This is a genomic window from Gemmiger gallinarum, assembly GCF_014982805.1.
Taxonomy (GTDB): Bacteria; Bacillota; Clostridia; order Oscillospirales; family Ruminococcaceae; genus Gemmiger; species Gemmiger gallinarum.
In genome coordinates this window covers 1-20,592 of record NZ_JADCKC010000003.1, presented here as the reverse complement: position 1 = coordinate 20,592, position 20,592 = coordinate 1, and the positions used below count along the sequence as shown (strand labels likewise).

20 protein-coding genes and 3 tRNA genes are annotated in these 20,592 nt (G+C 58.7%); 18 read left to right on the top strand and 5 right to left on the bottom strand.

Features of this window, described 5'->3' with window-relative positions; translation table 11 throughout:
• Positions 1-6: 6 nt before the first annotated feature.
• The 3 genes from INF35_RS09320 to INF35_RS09310 all read left to right on the top strand — a co-directional run bounded on the left by INF35_RS09320 (position 7) and on the right by INF35_RS09310 (position 3,306).
• Positions 7-2,415, top strand: coding sequence for a hypothetical protein (locus INF35_RS09320; protein WP_193501839.1), 2,409 nt, complete (start codon positions 7-9; stop codon positions 2,413-2,415).
• Between the two features lie 36 nt (positions 2,416-2,451).
• Entirely contained in the window at positions 2,452-2,796 is a 345-nt protein-coding gene (locus INF35_RS09315; protein ID WP_193501838.1) for a winged helix-turn-helix domain-containing protein, read from the top strand.
• A gap of 144 nt (positions 2,797-2,940) precedes the next feature.
• Positions 2,941-3,306: a PadR family transcriptional regulator gene (locus INF35_RS09310; RefSeq protein WP_193501836.1), complete on the top strand. Its 366-nt coding sequence runs from the start codon at positions 2,941-2,943 to the stop codon at positions 3,304-3,306.
• A 95-nt stretch (positions 3,307-3,401) separates the two neighbouring features.
• On the opposite strand, the gene INF35_RS09305 is transcribed toward INF35_RS09310, so the two are convergent.
• Positions 3,402-4,922: a YifB family Mg chelatase-like AAA ATPase gene (locus tag INF35_RS09305; RefSeq protein WP_193501834.1), complete on the bottom strand. Its 1,521-nt coding sequence runs from the start codon at positions 4,920-4,922 to the stop codon at positions 3,402-3,404.
• A 225-nt stretch (positions 4,923-5,147) separates the two neighbouring features.
• Between INF35_RS09305 and INF35_RS09300 the strand changes: the two genes are divergently transcribed.
• From INF35_RS09300 to rpsR, 4 genes are all read left to right on the top strand, one after another.
• The gene (locus tag INF35_RS09300; RefSeq protein WP_193501832.1) at positions 5,148-6,830 is read left to right on the top strand and encodes a phospho-sugar mutase; all 1,683 of its coding nucleotides are present in this window, start codon (positions 5,148-5,150) and stop codon (positions 6,828-6,830) included.
• A 229-nt stretch (positions 6,831-7,059) separates the two neighbouring features.
• Positions 7,060-7,344, top strand: coding sequence for a 30S ribosomal protein S6 (gene rpsF, locus INF35_RS09295; protein WP_193501830.1), 285 nt, complete (start codon positions 7,060-7,062; stop codon positions 7,342-7,344).
• A gap of 15 nt (positions 7,345-7,359) precedes the next feature.
• Positions 7,360-7,827: a single-stranded DNA-binding protein gene (locus INF35_RS09290; protein WP_193501828.1), complete on the top strand. Its 468-nt coding sequence runs from the start codon at positions 7,360-7,362 to the stop codon at positions 7,825-7,827.
• Positions 7,828-7,862: 35 nt separating this feature from the next.
• The gene (gene rpsR / locus INF35_RS09285) at positions 7,863-8,114 is read left to right on the top strand and encodes a 30S ribosomal protein S18 (protein WP_193501826.1); all 252 of its coding nucleotides are present in this window, start codon (positions 7,863-7,865) and stop codon (positions 8,112-8,114) included.
• A gap of 154 nt (positions 8,115-8,268) precedes the next feature.
• On the opposite strand, the gene INF35_RS09280 is transcribed toward rpsR, so the two are convergent.
• The 3 genes from INF35_RS09280 to INF35_RS09270 all read right to left on the bottom strand — a co-directional run bounded on the left by INF35_RS09280 (position 8,269) and on the right by INF35_RS09270 (position 8,736).
• Positions 8,269-8,344: transfer RNA gene (locus tag INF35_RS09280), tRNA-Thr, on the bottom strand.
• 207 nt (positions 8,345-8,551) lie between these two features.
• Positions 8,552-8,627, bottom strand: a tRNA-Pro gene (locus INF35_RS09275).
• A 35-nt stretch (positions 8,628-8,662) separates the two neighbouring features.
• Positions 8,663-8,736: transfer RNA gene (locus INF35_RS09270), tRNA-Gln, on the bottom strand.
• A gap of 281 nt (positions 8,737-9,017) precedes the next feature.
• On the opposite strand from INF35_RS09270, the gene INF35_RS09265 reads away from it, so the two are divergent.
• The 11 genes from INF35_RS09265 to INF35_RS09215 all read left to right on the top strand — a co-directional run bounded on the left by INF35_RS09265 (position 9,018) and on the right by INF35_RS09215 (position 19,966).
• Entirely contained in the window at positions 9,018-10,094 is a 1,077-nt protein-coding gene (locus INF35_RS09265) for a 6-phosphofructokinase (protein ID WP_193501824.1), read from the top strand.
• A 255-nt stretch (positions 10,095-10,349) separates the two neighbouring features.
• Positions 10,350-10,730, top strand: coding sequence for a GntR family transcriptional regulator (locus tag INF35_RS09260; protein WP_235983197.1), 381 nt, complete (start codon positions 10,350-10,352; stop codon positions 10,728-10,730).
• Complete coding sequence (locus INF35_RS09255; RefSeq protein ID WP_235983196.1) at positions 10,727-11,641, top strand: ABC transporter ATP-binding protein; 915 nt, start codon at positions 10,727-10,729, stop codon at positions 11,639-11,641. The genes INF35_RS09260 and INF35_RS09255 overlap by 4 nt, the downstream gene beginning before the upstream one ends.
• A gap of 3 nt (positions 11,642-11,644) precedes the next feature.
• The gene (locus INF35_RS09250) at positions 11,645-12,283 is read left to right on the top strand and encodes a hypothetical protein (RefSeq protein WP_193501820.1); all 639 of its coding nucleotides are present in this window, start codon (positions 11,645-11,647) and stop codon (positions 12,281-12,283) included.
• Between the two features lie 77 nt (positions 12,284-12,360).
• A complete protein-coding gene (locus INF35_RS09245; protein ID WP_193501818.1) occupies positions 12,361-12,981 on the top strand; it encodes a hypothetical protein in 621 nt (206 codons plus the stop codon).
• Between the two features lie 412 nt (positions 12,982-13,393).
• Complete coding sequence (locus INF35_RS09240; RefSeq protein ID WP_193501816.1) at positions 13,394-16,099, top strand: valine--tRNA ligase; 2,706 nt, start codon at positions 13,394-13,396, stop codon at positions 16,097-16,099.
• Between the two features lie 213 nt (positions 16,100-16,312).
• Complete coding sequence (locus INF35_RS09235; RefSeq protein WP_193501814.1) at positions 16,313-16,927, top strand: VanZ family protein; 615 nt, start codon at positions 16,313-16,315, stop codon at positions 16,925-16,927.
• Complete coding sequence (locus INF35_RS09230; protein ID WP_193501812.1) at positions 16,924-18,216, top strand: bifunctional folylpolyglutamate synthase/dihydrofolate synthase; 1,293 nt, start codon at positions 16,924-16,926, stop codon at positions 18,214-18,216. The genes INF35_RS09235 and INF35_RS09230 overlap by 4 nt, the downstream gene beginning before the upstream one ends.
• Positions 18,217-18,430: 214 nt before the next feature.
• Positions 18,431-18,727 (top strand): anti-sigma factor antagonist, encoded by a 297-nt coding sequence (locus INF35_RS09225; protein WP_193501810.1) that lies wholly within the window; start codon positions 18,431-18,433, stop codon positions 18,725-18,727.
• A 15-nt stretch (positions 18,728-18,742) separates the two neighbouring features.
• Entirely contained in the window at positions 18,743-19,195 is a 453-nt protein-coding gene (gene spoIIAB / locus INF35_RS09220; protein WP_193501808.1) for an anti-sigma F factor, read from the top strand.
• Positions 19,196-19,255: 60 nt separating this feature from the next.
• A complete protein-coding gene (locus INF35_RS09215) occupies positions 19,256-19,966 on the top strand; it encodes a sigma-70 family RNA polymerase sigma factor (protein WP_193501806.1) in 711 nt (236 codons plus the stop codon).
• 347 nt (positions 19,967-20,313) lie between these two features.
• Here INF35_RS09215 and INF35_RS13710 read toward each other — a convergent pair.
• The coding region (locus tag INF35_RS13710) for a hypothetical protein (RefSeq protein WP_207728298.1) at positions 20,314-20,592 on the bottom strand (279 nt) is incomplete at its 5' end.

Sequence of the window (20,592 nt, the reverse complement as noted above, 5' to 3'; positions counted from 1 at the left end):
AATGGCATGAGTATTTATTTTTCAGAGCTGCGTAAAGTCTGGGGAGACAAGGTTTTCCCCATGCTGCTGGCAGTTCTGGCGGCGGCGAACCTGCTGTTGCTCTGGATGGGCACCCGGCCCACGGCCGATCAGCCGCCGGCCTCGGCTTACCGTGCCGTCGGCGCCGAACTCTCTTCCATGTCCATGGAAGAAATGGGCACTTTTCTGCACGACCGCCTCACTCAGTATGAGAGTATCCTCAAAATCGACAACTATTACCGTCAGCTTGCCTATGGCGGAAGCTATCTTTCCAATTACCGGGAGGAAAACGCCGAGCTGTTCGATACCTATGAACAAAGCTACAGGGATAAAAGCTATCCACTGTATACCGGAGACCTGAATACAGACTACCGTCTGTTCAGTGAGCTTTGCGGGGAATACGACACGGTAGCGGCCTATCCGGAATTTTTGGAAAGCGTGCAGACCAAGGCAGGGCAGCTGGCGGGCATCTCCATTTTTCAAAATGACGAGTCCGGCTACGACCTCAAAAACATTGAGATGACGGCCGACGTATATGCCGGCCTGGGAGAGACCCAAATCCGCTACTATCCGCAAAAAGGATTGTACATGGCCATTTCCTATGCCTTCACCGATGTGATCCTGCTGGCGGCCATGCTTCTTCTGGCGCTGATTCTTGTGCGCAGGGAGCGGGACAGCGGTTTGCTGGGACTTGTGCGAAGCCTTCCCGGCGGAAGGCTTCAGACCGCATTGGCCAAGCTGGCGGCGTTTGCCACCAGCCTGCTGGCGGTGCTTATGGTGTTGTACGGCGTCAACCTTGCCTATTGCGGGGCGACCTTTGGTTTGGGGCCGGTGACCCGCACCATTCAGAGCGTGCCCGCCCTCATGCGCTGTACCATGCAGATCTCGGTGGGGCAGTATCTGCTGCGGTTCCTGCTGGCCAAGTGGGCGGGGGCATTTGCCATGGGATTGTGGGTCATGCTGGCGGCACTGTATGCCCGGCGTGCCTCGGCCGGGTGGACGGCTGCCCTGGCAGTGCCGGTGGCCATGTATGGCGTGCGGGAATGGATTCCTGCTACGGGACGGCTCAACGTCGTTAAGTATGCAAATCTTGCCAGCCTGCTGCAGACCAACGAACTGCTGGGCAACTATCGGAATCTCTATTGGTTCGGCAGCCCCATCGGTCTGCCGCTGGTGGAATGGACGGCTGCGGCAGGGTATACGGCAGCGTTCGCCGGGGCATTCTGCCTGGTATTTGCCCGGGCCCAACTGCTTACAGCAGAAAAAAATAAATTTTCTTTGCAGATTTGCCACAAAACGCGGCCGACTGTCGTATTTATAGAGGAAGGCAGGAAATTGCTGGTTTCCTGCGGAGCCGGTGTTTTTGCCGCAGTGTTTTTGGCGTTCGGCATCTATCAGGGGGCGTCGGCCCAAAGTTACATCGATGCCGATGAAATCTATTACGCTTACTACATGAAGGCAATCTCCGGTCCCTTCACTCAGGAGCGGGCCGACTGGCTGACGCAGCAGGGGGAGGAATTCACCCCCATGCTGGAAACACAGCAGATGATCCAGGCGGGGACCGCCCCGCCGGAAGCCATGTATGCCTACACCGCGCTGCAGCAGAAGTACAACGTCTACTGCAGGGTGGTGGACGACCGCATCAATACCTACCTCAAAGAGCACCCCGGCGCCTGGCCGGTGTACGAGACCGGTTACATGAAACTGTTCGGGCTGACGGGGACGGCGGATGTTCAGGACACGCTGTATGCGGGGCTGCTGTGTGCCGTCTGCTTTGCGGGGCTGTTTGCCATGGAGCGGCGGGGCGGCATGGAGGAGATCCTCTGCACAACGCCGCTGGGACGCCGGCACACCGTGCGGGCCAAACTGATGCAGAGCGGACTGCTGGCAGTATGCATTGCCCTGACGACCTGCCTGCCCCATCTTTGGCAGATTCTGCGGGACTACGGACTGCCGGCCGCAGGAGCCCCGGCCATGAGCATTTCCGGCTTTGAAACATTGCCCCGGGCCATCCGATTGAGTGATCTGCTGGTGTTCTGGGTCCTGTGCCGGGTGGCTGCCTGCCTGCTGATGACGGCGGTGACTCTGTGGCTGGGACAGGCTCTGGGAAATTTTCTCCCGGCCATGTTTGTGAGCGCGGTCATTTGGTGCCTGCCTCCGCTGCTTTCCCTGTCGGGAATGTCCGGCGGAATTGAGTGGCTGGGCACCTATCCGCTGTTTCACGGGGCAGCGCTGCTTTCGACGCAGGGGTACAGTACATTGGACGGCAGCCCCTATTCGCTGTCCTGGGCCGTGGTATTGATTCTGCTGTTGTCGCTGACAGCGGCGTGGGCTCTGGCCCAAAATCTGATTGGGCAATATGAATGGCGCGGCGCACCGCTGGACACAGAAGGGTGACGCCCAAAGCATCCGGAAAAAGGAGGTCGAACCCATATGTCTATGACCAATAATCGGCAGGCAGTGAACAAACGTAAACCCAGGATCCCCCGCGGTAAGGTGCGGTACCGGGAACTGACCGTGGATCTTCAGACCGGCCGGGTTTTGCGCGGGGATAATGAGCTGCAGCTGACCCCTGCGGAGTGTGCTTTGTTCGGCTGCCTTCTGGGCCGGATCGGACGCCCGGTCACCAGGGAGGAAATGCTGGACCGCATCTGGGGCACCTCGGTACCGGTGCGCAGCCGTACCACCGATATGCATATCACCCACCTGCGCCGCAAGCTGGACCTGCAAAACGACATTGTAACAGTGTTTCAGGTGGGATACATGCTTCGGCGGTAAAAGACAAGGCGGGGCAGGGGGCCCGCCGCTGCCGGAATTCTTGTCACATGGCACATTCTTTGATATAATAATCTACCGGAATTTGAGACCCCGTCGGTTTTTGACCGGCTGTGGTGCGGTATTTTTGAGCCAAAGGAGAACGCTATGCCGAGAACCCCCAAACCGCGGATATGGAAACCGGGAATCCTGAAACAGCTGCTGCAGCGGGATGTGGTGGACATGCTGGTGCTGACGCTTTTGTGCCGCAGAGCCATGTGCGGGTATGAGATTCGCCGGCAACTGACGGAATTGACCGACCAGGCACTGATTTTTGACAAACTGAGTTCTCCGCTTAACCGTCTGCAGCGTCAGGCGTTTATCCGACAGACGGAGGTCCCTCCCGACGGGGATGCGGCCAGGGTGTATTTCATCGCCACAGACGAAGGCAAAAAGCATTTGCAGGAAATGGTGGAGGATTACCGCGCTTTCATATCGGCCGCCGACCGGGTCGTTGACCTCACGCGGTTCTGATCCGAAACATTGTCAATGGCATTTCAATAGCATATAGAAAAAGACATCTTTTCGCGGGGGAGTTTTCCCCTTTGAGAAGATGTCCTTTTTGTGTTTTATCTCCGGCCTCCGCGGTCAAGACTGCGATACTGCAGAACTTCCGACAGATGGGCGGCGGTAATCATTTTGCTGTGATCCAGATCGGCAATGGTGCGTGCCACCCGCAGGATGCGGTCGTAGGCACGGGCGCTGTAGCCCATACGTTCAAAGGCGCCGCGAAGCAGGCGTTCGGCGCCGGTGTCCATGCGGCAGTAGCGGCGCAGCATGCCGCTGGGCAGATCGGCGTTGCAGCGAACGCCGGTACCCTCATAGCGTTTGAGCTGAAGGGCGCGGGCCTCCATGACCCGGGCCCGGATATCGGCGCTGCATTCTCCGCCGTGTTCGGCAGCAAGAGCACTGTATTCCACCGGCTGCACGCCAATGTGCAGGTCGATGCGGTCGAGGAGCGGCCCCGAAATGCGGTGCCGGTACTGTTCCACCATGGCAGGGGTGCAGGTGCAGGCCCGGGTGGGATGGCCCAGGTAACCGCACTTGCAGGGGTTCATGGCGGCGGCCAGCATGAAACGGCAGGGGAACACTGCGCTGCCGTGTACCCGGCTGACGGTGACCATCCGATCCTCCAGCGGCTGGCGCAGGGCTTCCAGTGTCTCCCGGGAAAACTCGGGCAGCTCATCCAGAAACAGCACGCCGTTGTGGGCCAGGCTGACCTCCCCGGGGCGGGGGACGCTGCCGCCGCCCGATATGGCCGAAGCGCTGGTGGTATGGTGAGGACTGCGAAAGGGTCTCTGGTGCAGCAGCCCGCCTTCGGGCAGCAGCCCCGCCACCGAGTAGACAGCGGTGGTCTCCAGTGATTCCTGGTAGCTCAGGGGCGGCAGAATGCCGGGCAGCCGCTTGGCCAGCATGCTTTTTCCGGTGCCCGGCGGGCCGATGAGGAGGATGTTGTGTCCGCCTGCCGCCGCGACCTCCAGCGCCCGGCGTGCTTCCTCCTGTCCCCGGACATCGGCAAAGTCGGGACCGTTCCAGGTCTGGTCGGCATTGTATGTCTCATGCCGGGCGGGGGACAGGGAAGTGTCGCCTGCCAGATGAGCGGCTACCTGCCGGGCGGTGTGGGCCGGGTAGACAGTGATCCCCTCCGCCGCGGCGGCCTCCGCAGCATTTTCCGCCGGAACAAACAGCTCCCGGATGCCGTGGCGGGCAGCGGCCAGAGTCATGGGCAGTACGCCGGATACCGGCCGCAGACTGCCGTCCAGACTCAATTCCCCCAAAAAGGCCTGATGGGCGTCAGGAGCGGGCAAGGTGCCCTCGGCGGCCAGTATGCCCAGCAGGATGGGCAGATCGTAGACCGGCCCGGTTTTGCGCACGTCGGCAGGGGAGAGGTTGACGGTAATGCGGCTGGCGGGCCAGGGGTATTTGAGGTTCTTTACCGCGCTGCGCACCCGCTCGGAGCTTTCTTTGACAGCGGAGTCGGGCAGGCCTACTATGGCAAACTGAGGCAGCCCGCCGGAGGTGTCCACTTCGACACCCACCGGGTAGCCGTCCATTCCGCTCACGCCGAAACTCATCACCCTGGCAAACACGTGCAGCCCTCCTGTACCGGCAGTTTGAGTGGGCAAACTGCCCGGTAAACTGTATTCTTATTCTCAGTATACCGCCCGGGGGCTCTGCAAACAAGGTCAGGCGGGCAAAAAACGGCTCGAAACCGGGCGTTTTCATTGACAATATCGTTACAGATTGGTATATTTATCTTGTAACAGTGATTTTGCCCAAAAATGGAGCAACTTGGAAAGCGAAGGTGGTCACATATGTATAAAGAAATGTATGAGAGATGGCTTGCAGCCGATCTGGATGACGCGGACCTCAAACCGGAACTGGAAAGCATCCGGGAAGATGACGCCGCGATTCAGGATCGTTTTGCTATCGCTCTCAAATTTGGTACGGCGGGTCTGCGCGGCGTCATCGGCGCCGGCACCAACCGCATGAACGTCTATGTTGTGCGCCAGGCGACCCAGGGCCTTGCCAACTGGGTCAAAACCCAGGGCGGCACCCAGACGGTTGCCATCAGCTACGACAGCCGCATCAAGAGCGATGTGTTTGCCAAGGCCGCGGCCGAAGTTCTGGCCGCCAACGGCGTCCACGTGCGCATTTATGAGCATCTGATGCCGGTGCCTGCGCTTTCTTTTGCCACCCGCTACTATCACTGCAATGCCGGCATCATGGTCACGGCCAGCCACAACCCTGCCAAGTACAACGGCTATAAGGCTTACGGTCCCGACGGCTGCCAGATGACCGATGAGGCCGCTGACATTGTCTATGCCGAGATCCAGAAGACCGACATCCTCACCGGAGCCAAGACCATGCCTTTTGCCGAGGGCATGGAGAAGGGCCTGATCGAGTATGTGGGCGACGATTGCATCAACGCTCTGTACGAGGCCATTGAAGCCCGTTCCATCCGTCCCGGCATCTGCAAGACCGCAGGCCTCAAGCTGGTGTACAGCCCGCTCAACGGCAGCGGCCTGGTCCCCGTCACCCATGTTCTGGCGGACATCGGCATCACCGACGTTACCATCGTTCCCGAGCAGAAGGACCCGGACGGCAATTTCCCCACCTGCCCCTATCCCAACCCCGAGATCTTCGAGGCTCTGCGCCTTGGCCTGGAGCTGGCAGAGAAGAACGGCGCCGACCTGATGCTGGCCACCGACCCCGACGCCGACCGTGTGGGTATTGCCGTCAAGTGCAAGGACGGCAGCTATGAGCTGCTTTCCGGCAATGAAGTGGGCGTTCTGCTGCTGGATTACATCTGCGCCGGCCGCATTGAGCAGGGAACTATGCCCAAGGACCCCGTCATGTGCAAGTCCATCGTCTCCACCCCGCTGGCCGACAAGGTGGCCGCCCACTATGGTGTGGAGTGCCGCAACGTGCTGACCGGTTTCAAGTGGATCGGCGACCAGATCGCCAAGCTGGAGGCCGACGGTCAGGTGGACCGCTTCATCTTCGGCTTCGAGGAGAGCTACGGCTATCTGGCAGGTCCCTACGTCCGCGACAAGGATGCCATCATCGGCAGCATGCTGATCTGCGAGATGGCGGCTTACTACCGCGCCAAGGGCAGCTCCATCAAGGAGGAGCTGGACCGCATTTATGCCGAGTACGGCCGTTACCTCAACAAGGTTGACAGCTTTGAGTTCCCCGGCCTGTCCGGCATGGACAAGATGGCCGGCATTATGGCGGGCCTGCGCGAAAATCCGCCCAAGGATTTTGCCGGCGACAAGGTGGTCAAGGTCACCGACTACAAGAAGCCGGAGGAGACGGGGCTGCCCGCAGCCAACGTCCTGATCTATGCTCTCGAGAGCGGCGCCACGGTGGTGGTGCGTCCTTCCGGCACCGAGCCCAAGATCAAGACCTACTTTACCACTCTGGGCAAGGACCTGGCAGAGGCTCAGGCCCAGAAGGACAAGCTGGCTGAGGCCATCAAGCCCATTCTGGCATAATTTCTCCTTTATAAATGCCATCAAAGAGACCGCTCTGAAAGGCAGGGCGGTCTCTTTTTTCGGATGCCGTCGCAACACCGCAGAAATTCCGTGTGACATGCCTTGACAAGCAGTGACACACTTGGTATAATAAATTGCTGTGTCGAGACGACACAACCCCGGAAAGTTTTTTTCGGGTATCCTTGCCCTTGCAAAAGAGGGCCTTATGTCCAAAAGGAGGTGCACAGAAATGGCTAAGTACGAAACCATGCTGGTTACCAATGCCGCTCTGGACGAGGAGGCTTCCGCCGCTCTGGTTGGCAAGTTCAAGTCCCTGATTGAGGCAAATGGTACGATCGATTCTGTCGATGAGTGGGGCAAAAAGCGTCTGGCTTACCCCATCAACGACCAGACCGAGGGCGTTTACACCGTGATCAAGTTCACCAGCAACCCCGATTTCCCGGCGGAGCTGGATCGCGTCTACAAGATCACCGAGGGTGTTCTCCGCAGCATCATCATTGCTGAGGAAGAGTAAGAGAGGTAAGACATCATGCTGAATGTTGTTGCGATCATGGGCCGCCTTGTGGCGGACCCTCAGCTGCGCCAGACGACGACGGGCAAAAACGTTGCGTCTTTCCGCATCGCCTGTGACCGTGGACGCAAGGACGCCAACGGCCAGAACCAGGCGGACTTCCTGGATGTCGTTGCCTGGGACCGTAGCGCAGAGTTTGTCTGCCGTTACTTCCAGAAAGGTTCTCTGATCGTCGTTGACGGACGTCTCCAGACCCGCAGCTATCAGGATAAAAACGGCAACAATCGCACTGCTGTCGAGATCGTGGCCAGCAACATCAACTTTGCAGGCCCCAAATCCTCCAACTCTGTCGGAGCAGCTCAGCCCGCTCCGGCCCCCATGGCCGATTACTCCCGTCCTGCCGCACAGCCTGCGGCTCCGAGCTACTCGGCCGGCTCCAATGACGACTTTGCCGTCATTGAGGACGAAGGAGATCTGCCCTTCTGATTTCGATTTCATACTCTGATAAGGAGGTAACTGACATGGCTATGGAGAGAAGCGAGCGTCCGTCTCGCCCCATGCATCGCGGCCGCAAAAAGGTTTGCAGCTTCTGCGTTGACCGCATCGATCATATCGATTACAAGGATCTGCCCCGCCTGCGCAAGTACGTGAGCGAGCGTGCCAAGATCATTCCCCGCCGTGTGACCGGCACCTGCGCCTTCCATCAGCGTGAGCTGACGGTTGCCATCAAGCGCGCCCGTCATATGGCTCTGATGCCCTACGTCAGCGACTAATCTCGCCTGACGGGCAAAAGCCTCGTGAAAAAGCCGTCCGTGTCTTAGTGCGCGGGCGGCTTTTTTGTTGTGTATTTATTTCGGACTTTCCGGCGCAAAATAAAAAAGCCGCGATCCATGGCCAAGATTCGGCAATATGGATCGCGGCTGCGGTTGGAGCTGGCAACAGGAATCGAACCTGCAACCTGCTGATTACAAATCAGCTGCTCTGCCAATTGAGCTATGCCAGCTGAACTTGTATATTTTATCATGAGAAAGGACTTTTGTCAATGCGGAACTGTGTGGCTGTACTTTCCGCCGGTATGACAAGTTGTGGGGGAGAGGGAGGCACATAAGAGCAGGAACAAGGGAAAGGGAATTACCGGGGAGTCCAGAGATTGAAGGAGAAAAAAGAAAAGGAAAAAGGACTGCAACCGTTTCGGTTACAGTCCTTTTTCTGGTCGGAGTGACGGGATTTGAACCCACGGCCTCTTGGTCCCGAACCAAGCGCGCTACCAACTGCGCTACACCCCGATAAAAAAACCGCAGCAACCTCGCTGCTGCGGTTTTGGTTGGGGATGAGAGGATCGAACTCCCACGGGCGGAGTCAGAGTCCGCTGCACTACCATTATGCGAATCCCCATCAGGGTTTTGGGCTTGCCGTTTGGCGCTGCCCTCAACGGTTATCTATTATAGCGGGAGAATATCATTTTGTCAACAGCTTTTTTCAAAGTTTTCCAAAAAAGTTTTTTGATAGTCTTTCCGACCTAAAAGACCGTGGGGAACCATCCTGTTTGTATTGACAAAGCGGGGAAAAACGCGGTAAATTTAACCTATACTATAAGACGCAGGCAGCTGGCAGAGCTGCGGCGTCGATAACGCCATATCGACCGGAACCGGTCGGGCGGAGGGAGGTACTTCTCAATGAAAAAGCGTGTTGGCATCCTGACTTCGGGCGGCGACTGCCCGGGCCTGAACGCAACCATTCGCGGGGCAGCTAAGGCTCTGTACCAGCGCATGGGGGACAAGGTTGAGATCGTCGGTATTATGAACGGATACGACGGACTCATCAACGGCAACTATCGAGATATGGACCCGTCGGAGTTTTCCGGCATCCTGACGGTGGGCGGCACCATTCTCGGCACCAAGCGTACTCCGTTCAAAAAGATGCGGGTGGTCGAGGAGGACAAGGTCGACAAGGTCGCAGCCATGAAAAAGACCTACAAAGAGGCCAAACTGGACTGTCTGCTTTGCCTGGGCGGCAACGGCACCCACAAGACGGCCAACCTGCTCAGCCAGGAAGGCCTCAACATCATCGGCCTTCCCAAGACCATTGACAACGACATCTACGGCACCGATGTGACCTTCGGCTTCCACACTGCGGTGGACATTGCCACGGAGGTCATCGACCGCATCCACACCACGGCCGGCAGCCACAGCCGCGTTATGTGCATCGAGATCATGGGCAACAAGGCAGGCTGGCTGACGCTGTATTCCGGCATTGCGGGCGGTGCGGATATCATCCTCATCCCCGAGCATCCGTATGACATCGACAAGGTCGCCGCGGCAGTGGAAAAGCGTGCCAAGGCGGGCAAAAACTTCTCTATCCTGGCGGTGGCAGAAGGGGCCCTCTCCACGGCGGAAGCCAAGATGAAGCGCAAGGAGTGGACTGCCAAGCGTGCCGAGGCAGGTTATACCACCGCAACCAACCGCATTGCCATGCAGGTTCAGCAGATGACCGGTGCCGAGACCCGCATCTGTGTGCCGGGCCATATGCAGCGCGGCGGTTCGCCTTCGGCCTATGACCGTGTGCTGGCGACGCAGTTCGGCTCCTACGCTGCCAGCCTGGTGGCGGATGAGCATTACGGCGTGACGGTGGCCATGGTCAACCGCCATGTCACTTCCAACCCGCTTATCGACATTGCCGGTAAGACCCGCGGCGTGCCCGATGACTGCGACATGCTCAACGTCGCACGCTCCATGGGCATCAGTCTGGGCTGATCCTTTTTGAAAGCAAAACACAAAAGAAAACGGACTTTTGCCAAGAGGCAAAAGTGACAGACCCCGCAGATGCGCGAAATCTGCGGGGCTTTTTTATGCCTTCCCGCATGGCGATATGTAAAATTGCCGCCACAGAGGAGCGAGCCATTGACAAAATGGTGAAATGGTGGTATGGTTAATTACACAAGTAATGAACCGGTGAACAGGGACGCCTGTTTCAAGGTGCGTTGCGGGAAAAAGAAAGGGGGACCGGAGTTGAAAGGAATCCTGAACGACCAAAACCTGATCTACCAGCAGATCGCGCAGATGCTGGAAGACGGGATTCTGCGCGGGGAATATCCGGAGGAAAGCCAGGTGCCCAGCACCAATGAACTGGCACGGGCTTTCAACATCAATCCGGCCACAGCAGCCAAGGGCATCAACCGCCTGGTGGACGAAGGTCTTTTGTACAAACGGCGGGGCATCGGCATGTTTGTGGCCGAGGGTGCACTGAAAACCCTGCAGACCCGGCGGCGCAAAGCCTTTGCCGGGGAGCAGGTCCGCGCCCTTGTGCGGGAAGCAATGCGCCTGGGCATGTCGCGGGAAGAGCTGCTGCAGCTTGTGGGCGACGTATCCCAAGAGGAGGGACTGAAATGATGGAAAGAACCAATCCGGCGGACGGCCGCGTACTGCGGGCCGAGGGCCTTTGCAAAAGTTACGGCAAGCAGCAGGTGCTGCTTGATCTCAACCTTACCATTGAACCAGGCTGCATTTACGGCCTGATCGGCCGCAACGGTGCAGGCAAGACGACACTGCTCAGCATCCTGACGGGGCAGAACACCATGGATGCGGGCAAGGTGACCTACGGCGGCGAACCGGTGTGGGAAAACCCCCGCGCCCTGAGCGAACTCTGCTTTGCCCGGGAACTCAACGCCACCGCTGAGACTGCCCAGATCTCGGTGAAGGAATATCTGTACGCGGGGCAGCTGTTCTGTCCCCACTGGGACAAGGCCATGGCCGACAGCCTGATCGAAAAGTTCGGCATTGACCGCAAAAAGCGCATTGCCAAGCTGAGCAAAGGCCAGATGAGCATGGTCACCATCACGGCAGCGCTGGCGTCCAAGGCTCCCATCACTATTCTGGACGAGCCCGCCGCGGGGCTGGACGTCATCATGCGGGAAAAGTTTTACCGTATGCTGCTGGAGGAATACGCCGCCACCGGCCGGACCTTCCTGGTCTCCACCCATATCATTGAGGAAGCCTCCGGTGTGTTTGAGCGGGTCATCGTCCTGGACGAGGGACACATCATTGCCGACCGTCCCACCGAGGAACTGATCGACGAGTTCCGCTATGTCTCGGGAGAAAAGACGGCGCTGGATGCAGCCCTTGCCGGACACGGTGTGCAGCCTTTGCAGGTGCAGGAACTGGGCGCACACAAGATGGCCGCCGTCCGCGGCGATGCCCGGCTGTTTGCGGCGCTTGCCGATGATCCGGCCCTGACGGTGGCGGGCATGAACCTGCAGAATGTGTTCGTGGCCCTTTGCGGTCACGGCGACGAGGAGGGGTGAGGAATGACCCGGGTACTTCGTCTCTATCGGGAATTGATTTTTTACACCGTTGTGGTGCTGGGCGGCTTTACCGCATTGCTCCTGGCCGGGATACGGCTGACGGACATCAGTTTGTTTGAAACCTACGGCAACGTCATGTCCATGTTCTGCGTGATCTTCCCGGCACTGATGATCTCCAACAGCTGGGCTACGGCCAACCTGGCCATGAGTTTCGGCGCCCGGCGGGCAAGCTGCTTCTGGAGCCTGGAAGTCGTGGGGCTGCTGCTTGTTGCTTTCTTTGTGGGGATCACCGTGCTGCTGACCAATCTTGCCGCTTCCCCCGAGGTTGCGCCCGTCAGACTGTATACGATCCCGGTGCTGGTGATTCCGTCGATCTCCCAGGTGCAGGTCGTGCTTTTTATCATGCAGATGTCAAAAGGCAGACTCCGCAACGTGATCTGGGGCGTGACCTGGTGTGCCGGGTGGTTCTTGGGTGTGGGCATTGAACTGGTCTGCCTGTTTGACGATATCCCGGCATTTTTTAGCCCCGTGGCATTGACTACGCCCTTCTGGGCAATCGTCTGCCTGGTGTTTGCGGTGCCGGGAATCGTGTTCGGCGTGCTGGCCCGCAAAGGAATGGAAAGGGCGGTGGTGCAGCTGTGACAACTGCAATACAGACAAAAGGCGGATATTCTTTCCCGAGTTATGTGTGGCGTCAGGTGTGTCTGGGCCGCGGCACGATGCTGACATACTGGTGTATTCAGTTCGGCCTGTGGCTGCTGGTTTCGGTCGTGATGCTGATCGCGGAACAGATATTCGGCTCGGAGGGTGTTGCCCTGGGCATTCCCGGCATGGCGGCATTCATCGGCGGTATCCTGGTGGTGTTTTGCATGAGCGTCACCCTGACCGGTGTCTATTTTGCACTGGCGGTAAACCTGGGGGTATGCCGCCGCCGCGTGGTAGCGGGCATCTGGGCCCTGGGGGCTTTGTACGGCGCAGCCATCATGCTGACTACCGTGCTTTTGCAGATGCTTTGGGCGGCAACCTTTGCGGGCGGGCGCCCGGTGCTGGATATGATTTCGCTGATCCCGTGGTGGGGCTGGGCCTCCGCCGCACTGCTGCCCGTGGCATTCTCGGTGTTCGGCAGCGGGATTGTAAGGACCTTCGGCACCAGGGGCGGTGTGGTTCTGTATATCGCCTTCATGGCATTCTGCATCGTTCCGTCCCAGATGAACAATATAATTCCTTTGGAGGAAGAACAACTCCTTGCCGCGCTGCCCTGGTTTTTTGCAGTGCTGGGCGTTGTCTGCGGCGTGGTGGGTACGATCCTGCTTCTCCGGGTCAACATCAAAAACGGCTGATGCCGGTGAAAAAAGTGATTTCTGCACACCGGTATGTGCAAAACCCCGCCCGGCGGCTTGACAAGCGCGGCGTTCTGCACTAAACTTAACGGTATCGAAATGCAGTGCGAAGGAGTGCCGCGGGCATCAGCCTTTTCCAGAAAGCCGGGGAGTGTGGAAACCCGGTAAAGGCCGCAGGCGGCTGTCACCTTCAAGCAGGGCGGGGGAACGGCGCAAATGCGTCCTAGTCCGCTCCGTTTCGCCCCCGTTACCGGGCGTTCAAGGGGCCTGTGCCATGGCAATCAGTATGCCGGGCAGGCAATTTGGGTGGTACCGCGGTTTGTGCATCAGCACGGCCGTCCCATGAGGATTCACATCCCGGGACGGCCGTGCTTTTTTCGTCCCGCACCAAACAGACAGGAGGACGCAGGATATGGCAAAAGAACTCGCCAAACAGTACGATCCCCAAAGCACCGAGGACCGCATCTATCAGGACTGGTGTGACAAGGGATATTTCCACACACAGATCGACCGCAGCAAAAAGCCCTTCACCATCGTGATGCCCCCGCCCAACGTGACCGGGCAGCTGCACATGGGCCACGCCATGGATGAGACCTGGCAGGACATCCTCATCCGTTACAAGCGGATGCAGGGTTACGCCGCGCTGTGGGTCCCCGGCACCGACCATGCCTCCATTGCCACCGAGGCCAAGGTCGTCGCCGCCATGCAGGAGGAAGGCCTGACCAAGGAGATGGTGGGCCGCGACGGATTTTTGGAGCGCGCCTGGGCATGGAAAGAAAAGTACGGCAACCGCATCGTCAGCCAGCTGAAAAAACTGGGCTGCTCCTGCGACTGGGAGCGGGAGCGCTTCACCATGGACGAAGGCTGCTCCGACGCTGTCAAGGACGTGTTTGTCCGCCTGTATGACAAGGGGCTCATCTACCGCGGCAACCGCATGGTCAACTGGTGCCCCCACTGCAACACCTCCATCTCCGATGCCGAGGTGGAGTATGAGGAAAAGGATGGAAGCTTCTGGCACCTGCTCTACCAGGTCAAGGAGACCGGCGAAATGCTGGAGCTGGCCACCACCCGTCCCGAGACCATGCTGGGCGATACCGCCGTTGCCATCAACACCGAGGACCCCCGCTATGCCCATCTGCACGGCTGCCATGTCATTCTGCCCCTGCTGAATAAGGAAATCCCCATCGTCTGCGACGAGCACGCCGACATGGAAAAGGGCACCGGTGTGGTCAAGATCACCCCTGCTCATGACCCCAACGACTTTGAGGTGGGCAAGCGCCACAACCTGCCCATGATCCGGGTGCTGACCTACGACGGCCATATGACCGGCGCTGCCGACAAGGCTGCCGCCGATGCCCTCAAGGCCAGCGGCCGCGCCGCCGCCGATGAACCCGACGTTCTCGATTGCGGCAAGTATGCCGGCATGACCGCCATGGAAGCCCGCAAGGCCATTCTGGCCGACCTGGAAGCCGGCGGCTACCTCAAGTCCACCGAGCCCCTCAAGCATGAGGTGGGCACCTGCTACCGCTGCCATACCGTCATTGAGCCCATGGTGTCCAAGCAGTGGTTCGTCAAAATGGAACCTCTGGCCAAGCCTGCCATTGAGGCGGTGGAAAAGGGCGACATCAAGTTCGTGCCTGAGCGCTTCACCAAGAACTACCTCAACTGGATGTACGGCACCCGTGACTGGTGCATCAGCCGCCAGCTGTGGTGGGGCCATCAGATCCCGGCCTGGTACTGCGCCGACTGCGGCGAGACCATCGTCGCCAAGGAAGCTCCCAAAACCTGCCCCCACTGCGGCAGCACCAACCTGACCCAGGACCCCGACACGTTGGACACCTGGTTCTCCAGCGCCCTGTGGCCCTTCTCCACCCTGGGCTGGCCCAAGGAGACCGAGGACCTCCAGTATTTCTATCCCACCAACACCCTGGTCACCGGTTACGACATCATCGGCTTCTGGGTCTCCCGCATGATCTTCTCCGGCCTGGCCTACACCGGCAAGGCACCTTTTGACACGGTGCTCATCCACGGCATCGTGCGCGACAGCCAGGGCCGCAAAATGTCCAAGAGCTTGGGCAACGGCATTGACCCCCTGGAGGTCATCGCCCAGTACGGCGCCGACGCCCTGCGCATGATGCTGGTGGTGGGCTCCACCGCAGGCAACGACATGCGCTACAGCGAGGAGCGGGTCAAGGCCTGCCGCAACTTTGCCAACAAGCTGTGGAACGCCTCCCGTTTTGTCCAGATGAACCTGCCCGAGGACTTTGTCCCCGGCCTGCCCGACGTGTCCCTGCTGGATATGAGCGACAAGTGGGTGCTGACTCAGCTCAACACCACCGCCCGGGATGCCACGGCCAACCTGGACAAGTACGAGATGGGCCTGGCCGCCGACAAGATCGAGAGCTTTATCTGGGAGGTCTACTGCGACTGGTATATCGAGATCTGCAAGGCCCGTCTGAACTCCGGCGACGAGCAGCAGGCCGACACCGCCCGCAAGGTGCTGGTGTACGTGCTGAGCCAGGCGCTCAAGCTGCTGCATCCCTTTATGCCTTTTGTCACCGAGGCCATCTATCAGAGCCTGCCCGGCAGCGCCGAGACCATCATGACCGAACAGTGGCCCGCCTTCGACGCCGAGCACAACTGGCCGGAGGAGGAAGCGGACTTTGCCAAGCTGATGGACTATATCAAGGCGGTGCGTGCGGTGCGCAACGACATGAACGTCCATCCCGCCAAAAAGACCAGCATGGTCATCGAGACGGCGGACGCCGAGGCCTTCCGCAAGGGCGAGGTCTATCTGGCCCGCTTCGCATTCGCCACCGATGTGACCCTCACCGACCGCTATGAGGGCTCTACTTCCGGTATGGTGCAGGTGAATACCACCTCCGCCCGCGGCTTCATTCCCATGATGGAGCTCATTGACCGGGACAAGGAGCTGGCCCGCCTGAACAAGGAACTGGCCAAGACCGAGAAGGAACTGGCTATGTTTGAAAATCAGCTCTCCAACCCCAAATTTGTGGAGAAGGCTCCCGCCAAACTGGTGGAGGATGTCCGCGCCAAGCTTGCCGCCGCCAAGGACAAGCAGGCAAACATCCGCCAGTCCATTGAGACACTGGGCTGATCCGGCAAGTTAGGCAAAACAATACAAAACCGGCAGAACTGCCGAAAAGAAGGCCGCGCCTGCGAAGGAGAAATCCTTCCCGCAGGCGCGGCCTTTCGGCTTGCCCTCAAGGCGGTGCGATGCTATAATGTCGGTACGATGGGGCAGGGGTATGCCCCGTCCGGAGGAGGGGAAACACACGGCCCGGGCGGCCGTGCAGGAGGAACCTATCATATGACACAACACAAAACAAGCCCTTGGCTGATCGCTTTCCGCATCATTTTTACCATGGCGGTGCTGGCCTGCATTGCTTTTATTTTCAGCAACTCACTGGAGGCGGGCGCGATCTCGTCGGCCCGCAGCCAGGAAGTTATGCGCTACATGAATGCCATTCTTGATCGCATCGGCCTGGGACCTTTGTCTGAGCACTCGGTGCGCAAGCTGGCCCACTTTGCCGAGTACTGTCTGGAAGGCCTGCTGCTGACCCTCTGCCTGCGGGTCTACACCGCACGGTTTGTGCGGCATATCAGCTGGCCGCTGCTGGGCGGGCTGCTCACCGCCGTGACCGATGAGACGATTCAGAAGTATGTCTCAGGCCGTTCGTCCCAGCTCACCGATGTGTGGATCGACTTTTCCGGCGTGGTGGCGGGCATGCTGGTCTCGCTGGTGCTGCTGCTGATTCTGCGGGGCATCATGGCCTTTCACTCCATCAAAAAGGAGAACCGCCGCCTGCGTGCCGAGCGCGACAGCCTGCGCCGCAGCCGTGACGCCCGCATCCGCCGCGCTGCCGTAAGAGATGACAGTGAGTTTTACAACAATACACCCGAAGAAGGGGAGGATACCATATGACACCACAACAGGCCATTGAGGCACTGCACGCGCTGCCCGGTGGCGGCAAACCCACGCTGGACCGGATGCGCGCCCTGATGGAGGCTCTCGGCAACCCCGAGCGCTCCCTCAAATGCATCCAGATTGCCGGAACCAACGGCAAGGGAACCCTTGCCGTCATGACAGCCTGCATCCTGACCCGGGCCGGATACAAGACGGGCCTGACCATCAGTCCCTATGTCACCGATTTCCGGGAGCGCTTTCAGATCGACGGCCGGATGATCCCGCCTGAGACGCTGGCCGACCTGACGGAGCGGGTACTGGACGCCGCCGATGCCGTGCAGGCTGCAGGCGGCCCAGCGCCGGTCCAGTTTGAAGTGGTCACCGCGGTGGCGTTCCTGTGGTTCGCCCAGGAAAAGTGCGACCTTGTGGTGCTGGAAACCGGCCTGGGCGGCCGCTACGATGCCACCAATGTGGTGCCCAACACGCTGGTTTCTGCCATTACCCGCATCGGCATGGACCATATGGCGCTTTTGGGCAATACCATTGCGGAGATTGCCAATGAGAAGGCGGGGATTATCAAGGAAGGCTGTACCGTGGTCTGTTATCCCGACCAGCCTCCCGAGGCCATGGGGCCCATCCTCTCGGCTGCGGCAGAAAAGCATGTCACCATCGTTACCCCCGAGCCGGAGGATCTGGTTCGCCGCAAGGGGCGCCCGCTGGAAAACCGCATTGACTACGGCGGCTATGAGGTGGCCCTCAACTTCCCGGGCCGTCATCAGGGCAACCATGCGGCCATGGCGGTGGAGATCGCCCTGACCCTGTGGCGGGAATACGGCTATGATATTTCGGACGAGGCCATTCTGGAAGGCCTGCGTGTGGCCAGCCTGCCCGCTCGCATCGAGGTGCTGCGGCGGCATCCCTTGCTGCTGCTGGACGGCTGCCACAATCCGGACGGCGCTTCCGGCCTGGCCCAGACTCTTGCCGATGCCGGATACGCGGATAACCTGGTGGCGGTTATCGGTATGGTGGCGGACAAGGACTGCGACGGCTTTCTGGAAAAGCTGGAGCCCTGCTTTGCCAAGGTGTTTACCACGGCGCCCGCCACGCCCCGGGCCCTCTCTGCGGAGGATATGTACCAAAAAGCTCGTTTCCACTTTGATGCCGAGGTGGGCGGTACTGTTGCCGAGGCCATCCGTAAGGCGGTAGATTATGCAGATGACAATACGCTGGCAGGTGTGGTGGTCTGCGGCAGCCTCTACCTTGCAGCGGAAGCCCGTCCGCTTCTGCTGGAGGAAGCAAAGAACTGACCAGCCGCCTGCTTGCGGCAAGACAGAATAAGTACGACCCGGGCGCGATGCTTCTCCACAGGCATCGCGCCCATCTTTTTCTGCCGCGCGACAGAGTGCAACAAAATATTTGGGCATGGCCCCGTATACTGGACACAAACCGGTATGCGGGGCTCTTTGTTTGCCATGGCAGACGATGCCCGGCCATCCGAAGCAGAAAAATGGGGGACAAGCTATGGCAAAGGTGTGGTTCATCCCGGCGGGCGGAACCCTGGCGGCATATCTTTCGGGAGAGATCGATCACCATGCAGCCCAAACGCTGCGGCGGGAGATCGATGCCCAGATCGACACCCAGATGCCGGAATTGCTGGCACTGGATTTCAGCGGGGTTACCTTTATGGATTCCTCCGGCGTAGGGTTGATCCTTGGCCGGGGCAAGTACATCGCGTCTCTGGGAGGGCGCCTGACGGTGCAGAACCCGCCGCCGCAGATCTGCAAAATGCTGGATCTTGCAAAGATTCATTATGTGTAAATGGGGGCAAGCATTATGAAACTGCTCAATCAGGTCAAGATCAGCTTTTACAGCCGCAGCGTCAATGAGGGATTTGCCCGGGCGGCCCTGGCGGCGTTTCTGGTGCAGGCGGACCCTACGGTCCCGCAGCTGGCGGACATCAAGACAGCAGTGTCGGAGGCGGTCACCAACTGTATTGTGCATGCCTATCCCGGAGCCATCGGGCAAATCACACTGCGGGCGGCCTTGTATGAGGGGGGCGTTGTCCGTATTACAGTATCGGACAAAGGCGTGGGCATTGCGGACGTGGCCCGCGCCATGGAACCGCTCTACACCACCGGCAATCCCGATGAGCGGGCAGGGCTCGGTTTTGCGGTGATGCAAAGCTTTATGGATAAGGTGCGCGTCACATCGGCGCCTGGACGCGGTACCCGCGTCACCATGGTCAAGAGGCTGGACGTGCAGGAGGCTCTGCCCGCACGCGGCTGATTCCCCTTACATAGGCTGCACAAACCGGTGCGGCCGCATCTGATAAGGAGGGATTACCGTATGTCCGCACAATTTCCGGCGGCTGCCGGTTCTTTGGAAGAATCCCGCGCCCGGCGGGGAGAGTTTATCCAGAAAAACCTTGGATTGGTCCATTGCTGTGCCGGGCGGTTCCGTGGACGGGGAATCGAATATGAAGATCTTTATGCGGCTGGATGTCTGGGTCTGGTCAAGGCCTGCGACGGGTTTGACAGTTCCCGCGGCCTCTGTTTTTCCACCTATGCGGTGCCGGTTATCCTGGGGGAGATCAAGAAACTGTTTCGGGATGGAGGGACTGTCAAGGTCAGTCGGACATTAAAGGAACTGGGCCTCAAGATCAATGCCGAGCGGGAACGGGCGCTGAAGAAAAATGGTACAGAACCCAGTGTTACCCAGCTGGCCGAAGCCCTCGGCACTACACCTGAACAGGTGGCCCTGGCTATACGGGCTTCTCTGCCAGCTTTGTCCCTCACGCCGGTAGAGAGCGAGGACAGCGGCAAAGAGTGGGATATTCCAGTGGATTCTCCTGAAGAGATTTTGTCAGAGCGCATCAGCCTGAATGAAGTTATGAATAAGCTTTCTCCTCAGGATCGTCTTTTGATCAAGCTTCGCTTTTTTGGGGGTAAGACTCAAAGCGAGACAGCGCGTGTCCTGAAGACGACGCAGGTACAGATCTCCCGCAGGGAACGAAAGATCCTCAAGTGGATGCGCAGCGAATTGACGGGGGAAATATAAGGCATACAGCATTGCTTGGGAAATCTCGTAATACAAGAAAAAGAATGTGTATAGAAATAGAAAACGGCAAGAAAACGAAACCTGAAAAACAAACCAATACAGTTTGTGAATTTGAGGTGGAAAAAGGCTCTACACAATGTATAAACAGTGGTGATACAACTGTCAAAACGTCCGCTTTGAGGTAAATAAACTGTAAAAAACGACAAAAGTGATACTTTACTCGAAAAAGCGCTTGACTCTGTTCTGGCCTCGTGGTAATATAATTGCACCGGTTCGGCCGGGGCCTGAATCACCGCTTTGAGCGGAGCAGGACGGACAAGCCGGTAAATGAGCAACTGAAAAGCTGCTCAAAAAGATCTCAAAAAGGTCTTGACAAAGAGATCTCGATGAGATAAAATAAAAAAGCTGTCGCGAGACAGCGCCGGCCGAACGGCCGGGCGGCTCAAAAAAATCTTCAAAAAAGTTCTTGACAAACGGAACTCAATGAGATATAATAAATAAGCTGCCCGCGAGAAACGGTCGGCACAGGACCTTGAAAATTGAACAATACTGAAACTTGTGGAACCTTGAACGTGTTTGGAAAGAACACGATAAACAATTCCAAAAACAAGTAATTCGACAGGACG

Coding starts and splice junctions, on each gene's coding strand:
- INF35_RS09320 (WP_193501839.1), top strand. CDS start 7: ATGAGTATTTATTTTTCAGAGCTGCGTAAAGTCTGGGGAGACAAGGTT.
- INF35_RS09315 (WP_193501838.1), top strand. CDS start 2,452: ATGTCTATGACCAATAATCGGCAGGCAGTGAACAAACGTAAACCCAGG.
- INF35_RS09310 (WP_193501836.1), top strand. CDS start 2,941: ATGCCGAGAACCCCCAAACCGCGGATATGGAAACCGGGAATCCTGAAA.
- INF35_RS09300 (WP_193501832.1), top strand. CDS start 5,148: ATGTATAAAGAAATGTATGAGAGATGGCTTGCAGCCGATCTGGATGAC.
- rpsF (WP_193501830.1), top strand. CDS start 7,060: ATGGCTAAGTACGAAACCATGCTGGTTACCAATGCCGCTCTGGACGAG.
- INF35_RS09290 (WP_193501828.1), top strand. CDS start 7,360: ATGCTGAATGTTGTTGCGATCATGGGCCGCCTTGTGGCGGACCCTCAG.
- rpsR (WP_193501826.1), top strand. CDS start 7,863: ATGGCTATGGAGAGAAGCGAGCGTCCGTCTCGCCCCATGCATCGCGGC.
- INF35_RS09265 (WP_193501824.1), top strand. CDS start 9,018: ATGAAAAAGCGTGTTGGCATCCTGACTTCGGGCGGCGACTGCCCGGGC.
- INF35_RS09255 (WP_235983196.1), top strand. CDS start 10,727: ATGATGGAAAGAACCAATCCGGCGGACGGCCGCGTACTGCGGGCCGAG.
- INF35_RS09250 (WP_193501820.1), top strand. CDS start 11,645: ATGACCCGGGTACTTCGTCTCTATCGGGAATTGATTTTTTACACCGTT.
- INF35_RS09245 (WP_193501818.1), top strand. CDS start 12,361: ATGCTGACATACTGGTGTATTCAGTTCGGCCTGTGGCTGCTGGTTTCG.
- INF35_RS09240 (WP_193501816.1), top strand. CDS start 13,394: ATGGCAAAAGAACTCGCCAAACAGTACGATCCCCAAAGCACCGAGGAC.
- INF35_RS09235 (WP_193501814.1), top strand. CDS start 16,313: ATGACACAACACAAAACAAGCCCTTGGCTGATCGCTTTCCGCATCATT.
- INF35_RS09230 (WP_193501812.1), top strand. CDS start 16,924: ATGACACCACAACAGGCCATTGAGGCACTGCACGCGCTGCCCGGTGGC.
- INF35_RS09225 (WP_193501810.1), top strand. CDS start 18,431: ATGGCAAAGGTGTGGTTCATCCCGGCGGGCGGAACCCTGGCGGCATAT.
- spoIIAB (WP_193501808.1), top strand. CDS start 18,743: ATGAAACTGCTCAATCAGGTCAAGATCAGCTTTTACAGCCGCAGCGTC.
- INF35_RS09215 (WP_193501806.1), top strand. CDS start 19,256: ATGTCCGCACAATTTCCGGCGGCTGCCGGTTCTTTGGAAGAATCCCGC.